This is a genomic window from Solibacillus sp. FSL W8-0474, from assembly GCF_038004065.1.
Classification (GTDB): Bacteria; Bacillota; Bacilli; order Bacillales_A; family Planococcaceae; genus Solibacillus; species Solibacillus faecavium.
Genome location: NZ_JBBOQJ010000001.1, coordinates 2425112 through 2437123 on the forward strand (window position 1 = coordinate 2425112; position 12012 = coordinate 2437123).

The following is a 12012-nucleotide window of genomic DNA, read 5'->3' on the forward strand; positions in this document are numbered from 1 at the left end:
TATGCGCTCCCTTTTTTCATACTGCCCCTATTTTATCACAGACTTTTCAGACATCAATACTTTCGCCTAGCGAAATATATATAACTTCTTATACTGGGCAGTTTCAACAATAAAGCGCATGATTGTTAAAACAACAATAATAAAAGGAATGGATAACTTTTTCAGCGATGAAAATTCAATCGGAAGGTCTAATATCAGCCATTCCAAAATTAAAGCAACAACCAGCCCTAAAATAAGCGAAAATAAAAAAGGTGGAGCCTTGAAAAAATACTGTGCCAGAAGCGTTATCACATATACACATACTACCAGGATTAAAAACAGAACAGCCCATCGTTCAAAGGCAGTCCATTCAAACCATTCATATTTTTTTAAAAAAGAGACAGGGTGCCATGAAATGAGATTGAAAAAGTGCAACCCTTTTAAACTAATTGTCCCTAAAAGTGCTGCGACTATCGCTGTTACTAATAAATGCATTCTAATCAAAACTCCTCTTTTTTTGTTTCAGTATTGCCGTTTGCAAAAAAACTATTCGAATCGATAGTGCTTTTCCCCAAAATTTAGTACAATATGAAAGTGAAACTTTACATAGAAAAGGCTAGATTCATTTCTATATTAAAGTGTAAAAGTAGAAATTTAATTAGAGAGTGGTGTGCAGCAAGTGAGTAATAATGCGCCAGTATATGGTGGGCAAGCCCTTTTAGAGGGTGTCATGTTTACCGGGCAAGATCATATGGTAACTGCGATTCGTCGTAATGACGATTCAATTGACTATTTCCATGTTAAAAAAGAGAAAAAGCCTATATATCAAAAACTGAAAAAAATTCCGTTCGTTCGTGGTGTTGTGGCATTAATCGAATCGGCAGGCTTTGGATCGCGGCATTTACAATTTGCTTCAGATCGCTATGACGTTACTCCAGGTGAAGAAGAAGAAAACGCTGGTGAGGAACCATCTAAGTTAATGATGATCTTAGGGGTAGCCGTTATTGGTGTATTATCATTCCTATTCGGGAAATTTGTTTTTACATTGGTACCTATGTTTCTGGCGGAATTTCTAAAACCTTGGTTCCCCGGCAAAACAATACAGATTTTTATCGAAACAGGCTTTAAATTAGTTTTATTATTGGCCTACCTTCAAATTATCGCGATGACACCTTTAATTAAACGTGTATTCCAATATCACGGAGCAGAGCATAAAGTAATCAACTGCTATGAAGCCGGTCTTGAATTGACGGTCGAGAATGTACAAAAGCAATCCCGCCTGCACTATCGATGTGGATCAAGCTTTATTTTGTTCACAGTAATTGTCGGAATGTTTACATACTTCTTCGTTCCAGTAGATCCTCTTTGGGTCCGCCTTGTAAGCCGTATATTATTAATTCCTGTCGTAATAGGCATCTCATTTGAAGTATTACAGGCTACAAACGCGGTACGTGATATTCCTGTTTTACGTTACTTAGGGTATCCCGGTTTATGGCTACAACTATTAACAACAAAAGAACCAAAGGATGAAATGGTTGAAGTGGCTATTGCTTCATTCAATAAGCTACATGAAGTGGAAAAAAATCCAGCTATTGCTCAAACTTTGGTGCATGATTAAGGAAACAGAGGAGATTGGGACATAAGTAGAAATTTCTTAGGATAAGTGAAATACTATTATTAAGAAATTGATATTAGATGAATTGATTGGAGTGAAGGGGCGACTCCTGGGGGAACAGCACGACGCCTGAGACTACAGGCTCAGGCCGTGCCCCCGGAAAGCGTCCCCGTAACGGAAATCAATTCTGGTAGAAACAGAAACCTATCTATTTTTTCTTTGAAAAAATAGATAGGTTTCGTTTTGTCCCAGGCTCTTTTTTTCATTATTATTTAGACTCTCGAAATAATTTTATTGAGTTCATTTACATGAAATGGCATAATAGATATCAAATATGCAAGATTCAAAAAATTTAAAATCTATATCTTCTGCTATAGAACTTAACTTCTAATGAAAGGAGATTGCTCAGTAAAAGAAGTTAAAATCCAGTAAATTCAACATGAGAGGTTATTACATGAAAACTATTTTTCAATTTATGAGGCGCTATAAATGGCCTGCCGCAATTGCCTTTTTCCTAATGCTTTTAGAGCTAACAAGCGACTTGATCCAGCCACTTTTCATGGCAAAGATGATCAATGAAGGTTTACTAGAAGAAAATTTGTCCAATGTGGCATTCTGGGGTGGCTGTTTATTTGTATTGGCACTGTTTTCCTTTATAAGCGGTGTGTTAAACTCCTTCTTCTCCGCACATGTCGCCCATAGCTTCGGCTTCGACTTACGTAAAGCACTTTATAGTAAAATTCAATCGCTGACAATGGCTACATATTTAACGTTCCCGACATCGGGGCTTATTACCCGCCTGACGAGTGATGTGACGCAGACAATGAATATTGTCTTTATGATGCTACGCATTGCAATGAAAGCACCATTAATGACAATCGGTTCACTGATCATGGCATTTATCATCAATGCCAAACTAGCCTTGATTTTATGTGTAAGTTTTCCGTTTTTACTCATCTTCCTCGTATGGATGGTATCGATAGGCATCAAATTGTTTGCACGTGTTCAGCATAGACTTGATTTTGTGAACAGACAGCTTCAGGAAGGACTTCAGGCCGTAAGATTGATTAAAGCATATATGCGCGGACAGTATGAAGAAAGTCGATTTTTAACAGTCGCAGAAAATTTAAAGTTCGATACGATTAAAGCGACGCGTGTCATGGAAATTGCACTGCCTGTTCTCCAATTTGTAATGAATATTAGCTTACTTATTGTGATTTGGGTTGGTGCAGATGCAATCCGGGAAAATGAAATTCTTGCCGGGGACTTGGCCGCAATTATTAACTATGCATTCCGTATGACCGCATCGTTTTCTATTTTTTCATTTATTATTATTGCGTATGCCCGCGCAAAAGCATCTGCTGAGCGTATTGAGGAAATTTTAAATATCAATGAAGGTACTGAAGAAGTAGAGAAAAATGAAGCTCCAATTCTTGAAGACTTCTCAATTTCTTTTGATAATGTTTCTTTCCATTATCCAACAACGGAACAATATACGCTTCAGAATCTATCCTTTACAATTAGCAGCGGTGAAAAAATTGCAATTATGGGCGCAACAGGCTCAGGAAAATCAACTATTTTGCAGTTGATCGAACACTTTTATGAGCCGAACAATGGCGCGATTTATATCAATGGTCGCAATATAAAAGACATTCCGCTTCAACAATTGCGTAGCTCCATTTCCTACGTCCCGCAGCAATCACTTCTGTTCTCTGGGACAATTGTAGACAATTTACGCTGGGGGAAAAATGATGCGTCGCTTGAACAAATTATTGACGCGACGAAAAAAGCACAAATCCATCAATCTATTGAAAGCTTTGATGAACAGTATGAGACAATGATTGGACAACGCGGCATTAATTTATCAGGCGGTCAAAAACAACGCCTTGCCATTGCACGTGCCCTTCTAAAGCCAGCTTCATTACTCATTTTGGATGATAGTACATCTGCGCTCGATGTCGCGACTGAGCAAAAATTGTGGGAGGCGCTCGACGGTGAACCTTTAACGATGCTCGTTGTCACACAGAAAATCCAGACAGCACAAACGGCTGACCGTATACTTCTTATTAATGAAGGGGAGCTCCATGGTTTTGGCACACATGAAGAGTTAATGGAAACAAACGATTTGTATGCAAAAATCGTTGCTTCACAGCAGGAGGTGCTTGCCGAATGAAGTTTTTCAACTATGAACCAATCATTACGAAAGAACAGATAAAAAATGCAAGTGGAAAAAAGAAAAAAGGTGAACGTGCCCAAAACTGGACATACACTTTAAAGCGTATTCTTGATTTTGTTGCTGAGCAAAAAATACTGCTATTTGCAGTGCTATTTCTCGTCGTATTAAGCTCTGCGCTCGCTTTAATCGGACCATTTATTATCGGGAGACTAATTGATCAGTTTATTGATGGCAGTTCATTAAGTCAACTGCAATATTGGCTTTATGGGTTAGCGGTCATTTATTTGCTCTACAGTTTAGCAAGCTATTTCCAGAATTACTGGATGGTCAGTATTGCCCAGCAAACAGTATTTCGTATACGTACGCAGTTATATGGGCATTTCTTCAAGCTTCCCCTTCGCTTTTTTGATAAAAGAAAGCACGGAGAATTGATGAGCCGCGCGACTAATGATATCGAAACAATCAGCGCAACATTAAATAGTGCCTTTATCCAAGTCGTATCCAGTATATTAACATTAACAGGTACTGTGGCAGTCATGCTTTGGCTGAGTCCTGCCCTTACACTCATTACAATGTTGATCGTACCACTCATGTTTTATAGTATGCGCTGGATTACAAAACGGACGAGCCTGTTATTTAAACAACAGCAAGCAGCCATTGGAGAAATGAATGGTTTAATTGAAGAATCTATTACAGGTCAGCATGTCGTAAAAGCTTTTTCACAGGAAAACGAAATGCTGCGCCAATTTGATGAAAAGAATACCCGCATTCGCACTGTTGGTTTTTGGGCATTAACCTATTCCGGCTTCATCCCAAAAGTCATGAACACATTAAACAGCTTAAGTTTTGCAATTGTCGCATTTGCAGGAGGTCTATTTGCATACTATGGACATATTTCTATCGGGACGATTATTATTTTCACAGAATATGCTCGCCAATTCACCCGTCCACTAAATGATTTGGCAAACCAGTTTAACACCGTTCTATCTGCTCTAGCAGGTGCTGAACGCGTCTTTTTAATCATGGATGAGAAGGAAGATAAAACCGTTGGAGAAGATGTTGAAATACTTGGTAATGTCCGTTTTCAAAATGTTTCATTCCAATATGATGCACAGGCATCCTCCCCTACTTTATCAAATGTGTCTTTTGAGGTGAAAGCAGGACAATCAGTTGCATTAATTGGGCAAACCGGTGCTGGTAAAACGACGATTATGCAGCTATTAACAGGACTGTATGAAAAGACTGATGGGAAAATCGTATTTGATGATATGGATATTGAAGAGATTTCCAAGGCAAGTCTGCGCAGCCAAATGGCATTCGTCTTGCAAGATCCGTTTCTTTTTGAAATGTCGATAAAAGAAAACATTCGATACGGGAAACTCGATGCTACGGATGAGGAGATTTACGAGGCAGCAAAAAAAGCTAATGCCCATTCATTTATTGATAAGCTTCCGGATAAATACGACACAATATTAAGTGCGGATGGCAGCCAGATTTCACAAGGACAAAAACAGCTACTATCGATTGCACGTGCCTTTGTTGCAGATCCAAAAATTTTATTATTAGATGAAGCGACAAGCAGTATCGATACTGTGACTGAGCTCCATATTCAAGAAGCCCTTGAAAAGCTCATGGAAAACCGTACTAGCTTTATTATCGCGCATCGTTTAAATACGATTCGCAAAGTCGATTATGTCATCGTACTGAATCAAGGGAAAATTATCGAACAGGGAAAGCGCCAACAGCTTATTGAAAAACAAGGCGTGTTCGGACAAATGCTGAACGTGTAGGAACAAAAGAATTTTTTGCATAAGAACTACAAAACCGCCCATGTTGCTAGAAAAGCAAACAGGGGCGGTTTTTTGTGTCTAGTTATAGCTTAAATAGGATCAATTTCTTCTTGCTCCACAACTTTCGGTACCGGATTTTTTAATTGCCGGAAACGCTTATAATATTTAACAAGCAAAATTATAATAACGACTGCCAATACTATAAACAAAATACCGTTTATCAACAGTTCACGCTGTGCTGCTTCTGTCGAAGGTAAATCAAGTTCGGCCGTTTGATTTGTATATACAAATTGAAGGAAGGCAAGAAAATTACTAAAACTATGTAATAACATTGGAACAAATATATTTTTTGTTTTTAAATACGCATAGCCGAGCACACAGCCTAATGCAAAAGCAAACACTACATTAATCGGATTAAGATGAATAATCCCAAAAATTATTGATGAAATTATAATGCTTTTTTGCGGACTCCATCTTAAAGTAAAGCGACGAAGTAGGATCCCTCTGAACAAAAGCTCCTCATAAATAGGTGCGAGAATGCAAATATTAATGAAAAACAAAATATAAACGAGTAATGATGGTTGCACTTCTTCCAAATCGATCATCGGATCAAATAAAAATAAGTTGCGTAAAAGTTCTTCAAACATGAGATACAGAAGTGTTACAACAATCGCTGTAAATACAACGGTAATTAACTGAAAGCAGGCAGTTATCGATAAGTACCTTGCCCAGCGTCCTTTTGACATCATTGTATTCATTGGCTGTTCATTATAAGTAAAATTCCATTTCTTTGTTTGATATACAATATACAACAAAAGACACATGGACATAATAAATGTAATCCATTGCTCGCTTTCCGGGAAATCGACTGCAAACACCAATACAATACTCGCTATAAATAAGAAAACCGCAAACAAAATAAAATAACGCATTTTAAATTTTTTCAACTCGGTATAGTCCATAAATTTGCACCTCCTGCTTTAAGAATAGCATAATATGACAATATTATCCTTTTTTAGGCACGTAAAGATTACCCGCCTCTTACACATTATGATATCGTGTATGTTTTTAGCAGTTATCAAGATTAGCATGGACGAACAAACAGCGCAGTCCACTTACCAAATATATTAGTAAGGGACTGCGCTCTTTGTTTTCTAGTATTTTGTCATTAAACGTCGCTTGATCCGTACCGAAATAAACTCTAGAATAAGCGCGATAATGAGTGCACAATATGTAATCATGCCTACTTCGTGCAAGTCAAAGTAAAAGTTTGATGCCATAAACAGCTCGAATCCGATACCACCAGCCGCTGCTGCTGCCCCCATTGCAATCGCAATATCAAAATTCGTCTCAAAACGTAAAAACGTCCATGAAACAAGAAATGATGAAGATTGCGGGATGACGGCATGTCGAATAATATGCCACCAGTTTGCTCCAGCAGAACGTAATGCTTCAATCATTTCGTCACCCAGTTCTTCAATGGATTCGGAATAGGCTTTCGTCAAATAGGCTATTGTATGCAGCATCATCCCTAGTACACATGCTACTGCACCGAGACCAGCCACAATGGCAAAAATGAGTACCCATAAAACAGTCGGTACTGCCCGGATAAACGAGTTCACCGCAATAATAATATGTGAAACTTTTGCATTGCCTAAATTTTTTGCGCAGGCAATTGCAAGGAAAAATGAAATGACTGCACCTAGTACTGTAGTCAGAAATGTAAGAGCGAGCGTAATCAGAATTTGGCTCATCGCTGTTGCAAAAGTAATTTGATTGAATGCCGGTTGTAAAAACATCATTTTCAAATTACCTAATGTCATTGAAATAGCAGTCGACCATTCAATTGCCCCATAATCCAAGAGGAATGGACAAATGCATGTAAAGACAAGGAGCGAAATCCAAACGGTGCGCATCACGATCGAAGCTTTTGAAACCTGCTGAATTTGGATCCGACCCTTTTTTACTTTAACATTTTTAATAGATGGTACTGCTTGCATTATGAAATCGCCCTCCTTATTTTGTTCGATGCAAATTCAATTGCAAATACTACAAGTACAATCGTAATAGTAATAAGGCCGACCATTTCGTAATTTAAGCTTTTATAGTACATATCGAATAAATAACCGATCCCCGTACCTGTTAGAATTCCAACTAATGTAGCACTTCGAATATTCGTTTCAATCATATAAAATACCCAGCTTAGCATTTGTGGCATCGTATCCGGTAAAACCCCTTTAAACACGACTTGCAAATAAGTCGAACCCGTTGCTTTTAAAGCTTCCACACCATCTGAACTCGCCTCATCAATCGTTTCAATAAACATCCGTACTAGAAAGCCAAACGTTGAAAAGAAAAGCGCGAAATACCCAGTAATAACATTATGTCCAAATGAAATAACCAACATTAGCGCCCACGCTACAACCGGTATATTTCGGAATATGGATGCAATAAAGCGCGCTGCAGCCCCTACCAAATGCTGGACTTGCGTCGTTTTGGAACCCAACATTGCAAAAAACAAAGCACAAATCGTGGCAGTCATTGTCGCAAAAATTGAGAGCACAATCGTTTCCCATAATCGATCAAGCACTTTCGGTAAGTTTTCCAATGCTTCACTACTAGGGATTAAATTGACCGCCATCCATATTACTGTACCTGGAATGGCTGCAATTCCTTCGATTAAGCTAAACTCCGTTATCACAGCCGAACTATAAGTTAAGAGAATTAATAAAATTAAGATTATAGTTGTTCGCCATTTCTTCTTCCGTAAAATATCTGTATTCACAATCATTGCCCCCGTCTATTCCGTGATCAATTCATCTACATTGGTCCCATAAATTTCGTGAATTGCAAATTTCGTGAGTTTCCCTGGTTCATCATCAAATACTTTACAGCCTTTACTCAGTCCTATAATCCGATCGGAATACCTGGTGGCTACTTCAACTTGATGTAAATTGACTAATACAGTAATGCCCATTGTTTCAGAGATTTCCTTTAAATGATCCATAATGACTTTTGAGGCGTTCGGATCGAGGGAAGCAATCGGCTCGTCACACAACAAAAGTTTTGGTTCCTGCACTAATGCACGTGCAATTCCGACACGTTGCTTCTGACCACCACTTAACTGATCACAGCGTTTATAAATATGTTCTTCCATTCCTAGCTTCTGCAATATATTTAAAGCAAGCATCTTCTCTTCTTCTGTATATACATTGAATAGGCCTTGCCATGTATTTTTATAGCCGAATCGACCATGCAGGACATTCTCAAATACTGTTAGACGGGATACGAGATTATAGTGCTGAAAAATCATTCCTATTTTCGCACGTGTACGTCGAAGCCTTTTTTTATCCAGTAGCACAATATTCTGGTCGTCGAAAATAACTTCCCCGCTCGATGGTTCGATCATGCGGTTGATGCAACGCAATAAGGTAGACTTCCCTGCACCGGATGGACCGATAATGGAGATTAACTGCCCTTCCCCTAATGAAAGACTAATATCATTTAGCACGCTATTTTTCTGATCATAACTTTTATGGATATTATTTAGTTGTAAAATGGTTTTCGATGATTTTACGACTTTCGTTTCATGGAAGGCAATTGGTCTAGATATTTCTTTTACAGTTCGTTCCAATACAGTTTGCATCACTCATTCTCCTTTATTGGTGTTTTAAAAAGGGTGCCCAGGAAGCCATTGCGATAACTTGACTCTTATGAAGGAGGGCTGTGTTTAAAGCAAAATTTACTTTAATCACTGCCCCCACAAATTATTTATTTCGATAATTCACGAATCGGGTCGAACCATTGATCATCTACTTCCAAAAACCGCTCATTTCCTGACGTATAGAATAATGATGGTTGTTCTTTTTCCTTAGGCATAAAAATTTCTTCGTTTTTTGCCGTCGCATCGGAAGTTAATGCTTCTTTTAATTTTGAAATTTCCTCTTCGGACAATACTTCTGTATTCACAGCAAACGGTGCATTTAACACAGGTGTAACTTGAATTAATGTAAATTCCTCGCCTGGCATTGTATTAAATGGTGGTGCTGCATTGTCTCGTACACGGTAAACCGTTCCTGGTTTGTTTGCTTCTCCTTCAACTATTTCAATATATGGATCCACACATGTATCACAGAAGGAAGCAATATCTGTTCGCCCCATTAACATATTGACTGCTGCACCTTGATGTGAACCGCCAAACACTACACTTGGATACACAGCATTGCCTTCCATCAAATCTTCTTCCTTCAAGCCTTTGTCACTGAAATGTGAAATAATTGTACTTGCCGGCATTTTAAAGCCTGATGTAGATGATGGAGATACAAATGAAATGCTTTTCCCTTCTGTCGTATCCAAATCAAATTCTTCATTCACTTTGTAAGCATTGGCTTTTTCTTTAGGTACAGCTAACCAGCTATAATAAAGCGCATCATCAAGAGTACCTGATTCACCTGAAGTTACTACCAATGGTTCAACTGCCTCATTTTTCTTATTTGCTTCGATATAGCCCTGAGCGCCCATGAATGCTACTTGTGCATTTCCATTGGCAATTGTTTCGATTGCAATTGCGTAGTCAGTCGTTAATTTATGTTCTACTTCTCTTCCTGTCGCTTCTTCAAATAGCTCTCCGAAAGCATCACGTGATGGGCCCATTTCAGAACCAGATTCATTCGGATACCATACGACCACTAATGGTTCTTTTGAGTTTGCACTTGCCGAGTCAGTTGATGATTCATTATCGGATGAATTGCACCCTACTAAAAGCAGTGCACTTAGCATACCAACAACAGGTAGTTTCCATAGTTTTTTCATTACAACTCTCCTTGTTTTCGTAATAGTCCAAATTTTTAGAGCATCCTACTTCCATTCACATTTAATCATGTTTCTGTAGTAACGAATAGGGTTCTTCAACGATCTTTATAATGTTTTACAAATACTTTACAGTTAAGGACCTTTGTAAATCGTCCATTATATAGCTGCCCAGCTTAACAGCAGCACCATATGTGCCGTGATAGTCGGAACCCCCAGTTAACAACAAATTATACTTGGCAGCCAATTGCTTCACGCGGTTCTTGTCCGTCTCGGTATGATCTGGATGCACTAACTCAATCCCATCTAAGCCTTGTGCAATTAATTCCTCTGCAACTTCATAGCTATCGAGCTGTCCAGGGTGGGCTAATACCGCAAATCCTCCATCGGCATGAATTGCTTTAAGTGCCTGAAAGACATCGATATAAGCAATATCTCCAGCCGCCACACCTGACCCTTTAAATAACGATTGATACAGCGTTTGATAATTTTTATTATCATACGATTCTTCCAATAACGCGTTCATAATATGTTGCTTATATAAAGTACCGCTCGTATGGGCATAGGCAAGCGCATCTTCAGTATTTATCTGAAATCCAGCATCTTTTATGCACCTCGTTTGCCAAATGGAATGTGCATGACGACGGGCTAATAATGGCTGGCAAAGTGCTTCAATTGCTGGACAGGATCCTTTAAATCCGTATCCAAGCAAATGGACTTTCCGTCTGCGTTTAAAGTCAAAAGCAGAAATTTCAACGCCAGGTATAAACGTCATATCATATTGCCTGGCCAGTAAATGACCTTCGTTATGATGCGCCACTGTATCGTGATCAACAACACCTAAGTGGGTAATTCCTGCCTGTTTTGCTTTCCAAAAAAGCATTTCTAATGTATCACTGCCGTCGGAATAGTGACTATGTGTATGCCAGTCAATTATCATGCAATCTCATCCTTAACGTATTTTTCCATTGTAAATACTTCATCGCATAAGCCTTCCATAAACTCCAAATCGTGAAAAATCCCGACTAATGTAGTACCTTGCGCTTTCAGTTTTTCAATAGATTCCTTCACTTTTATTTTCGAAGTTTCATCTAAACTGGCTGTCGGCTCATCCAACAGTAATAAGCGTGGTTGCTTTACGATGGCACAGGCAATATTAAGACGGAGCTTTTCACCACCGGAAAAATTATTCGGATAACTATTCCATAATGTTTCTTCCAAATCAAAATGCGTCAGTGCTTCTTTTGCACGTGTAACTGCATTATGACGTTTAATCCCAATATCAAGTAGTGATTGCGTTACTAATTCGAGTGCCGTTGTACGTGGCATTACATTTAAAAACTGTGATACATAGCCAATCTCATGTTTACGTAAATAAACAATTTGTCTGGGGCTTGCCTTTAATAGATCTATCATTCCAAATGCTTCTGAATGAAAAAGGATTTCTCCGCTTTGAGGCTCGTACGTACGATAAATGCTTTTTAATATAGTGGACTTCCCGCTGCCACTTTTACCGACAATCCCTAAAAATCCCCCTTCTTTTACGTGCAATGAAATATTATTTAACGCTGTGAACGTATTTTGTAGATGATGAATAGTAAAAGTCTTTTGTAGCTCGTTAATTGTCAGCATTGTGCCACCCC

11 protein-coding genes are annotated in these 12012 nt (G+C 38.6%); 3 read left to right on the forward strand and 8 right to left on the reverse strand.

Annotated elements, in window-relative coordinates; all coding sequences use genetic code 11:
• Positions 1-66: 66 nt before the first annotated feature.
• Positions 67-474 (reverse strand): DNA helicase, encoded by a 408-nt coding sequence (locus tag NYE67_RS12215; protein WP_340728368.1) that lies wholly within the window; start codon positions 472-474, stop codon positions 67-69.
• 235 nt (positions 475-709) lie between these two features.
• On the opposite strand from NYE67_RS12215, the gene NYE67_RS12220 reads away from it, so the two are divergent.
• The 3 genes from NYE67_RS12220 (at position 710) to NYE67_RS12230 (ending at position 5560) form a co-directional block, all read left to right on the forward strand.
• Positions 710-1597 (forward strand): DUF1385 domain-containing protein, encoded by an 888-nt coding sequence (locus NYE67_RS12220; RefSeq protein ID WP_340730909.1) that lies wholly within the window; start codon positions 710-712, stop codon positions 1595-1597.
• 451 nt (positions 1598-2048) lie between these two features.
• A complete protein-coding gene (locus NYE67_RS12225; RefSeq protein WP_340730198.1) occupies positions 2049-3767 on the forward strand; it encodes an ABC transporter ATP-binding protein in 1719 nt (572 codons plus the stop codon).
• Positions 3764-5560 (forward strand): ABC transporter ATP-binding protein, encoded by a 1797-nt coding sequence (locus NYE67_RS12230; RefSeq protein WP_191700029.1) that lies wholly within the window; start codon positions 3764-3766, stop codon positions 5558-5560. The genes NYE67_RS12225 and NYE67_RS12230 overlap by 4 nt, the downstream gene beginning before the upstream one ends.
• Positions 5561-5649: 89 nt before the next feature.
• Here the strand turns inward: NYE67_RS12230 and NYE67_RS12235 are convergent, their stop codons facing one another.
• The 7 genes from NYE67_RS12235 to phnL all read right to left on the reverse strand — a co-directional run bounded on the left by NYE67_RS12235 (position 5650) and on the right by phnL (position 12001).
• Positions 5650-6522 carry a CPBP family intramembrane glutamic endopeptidase gene (locus NYE67_RS12235; protein WP_340730199.1) on the reverse strand — a complete coding sequence of 291 codons (873 nt, stop codon included), beginning with the start codon at positions 6520-6522 and terminating at the stop codon, positions 5650-5652.
• 192 nt (positions 6523-6714) lie between these two features.
• Positions 6715-7560, reverse strand: a complete 846-nt coding sequence (locus NYE67_RS12240; protein WP_340728373.1) for a PhnE/PtxC family ABC transporter permease — start codon at positions 7558-7560, stop codon at positions 6715-6717.
• Positions 7560-8351, reverse strand: coding sequence for a PhnE/PtxC family ABC transporter permease (locus NYE67_RS12245; protein WP_340728374.1), 792 nt, complete (start codon positions 8349-8351; stop codon positions 7560-7562). Before NYE67_RS12245 ends, NYE67_RS12240 begins: the two co-directional genes overlap by 1 nt.
• 9 nt (positions 8352-8360) lie before the next feature.
• Positions 8361-9206 (reverse strand): phosphonate ABC transporter ATP-binding protein, encoded by an 846-nt coding sequence (gene phnC / locus NYE67_RS12250; RefSeq protein ID WP_340728375.1) that lies wholly within the window; start codon positions 9204-9206, stop codon positions 8361-8363.
• A 125-nt stretch (positions 9207-9331) separates the two neighbouring features.
• Complete coding sequence (locus tag NYE67_RS12255; protein ID WP_340728376.1) at positions 9332-10372, reverse strand: PhnD/SsuA/transferrin family substrate-binding protein; 1041 nt, start codon at positions 10370-10372, stop codon at positions 9332-9334.
• Positions 10373-10487: 115 nt separating this feature from the next.
• On the reverse strand, positions 10488-11309 hold the full coding sequence (locus NYE67_RS12260; RefSeq protein ID WP_340728377.1) for a PHP domain-containing protein: 822 nt from the start codon (positions 11307-11309) through the stop codon (positions 10488-10490).
• Positions 11306-12001: a phosphonate C-P lyase system protein PhnL gene (phnL, locus tag NYE67_RS12265; RefSeq protein WP_340728378.1), complete on the reverse strand. Its 696-nt coding sequence runs from the start codon at positions 11999-12001 to the stop codon at positions 11306-11308. Before phnL ends, NYE67_RS12260 begins: the two co-directional genes overlap by 4 nt.
• Positions 12002-12012 lie beyond the last annotated feature (11 nt).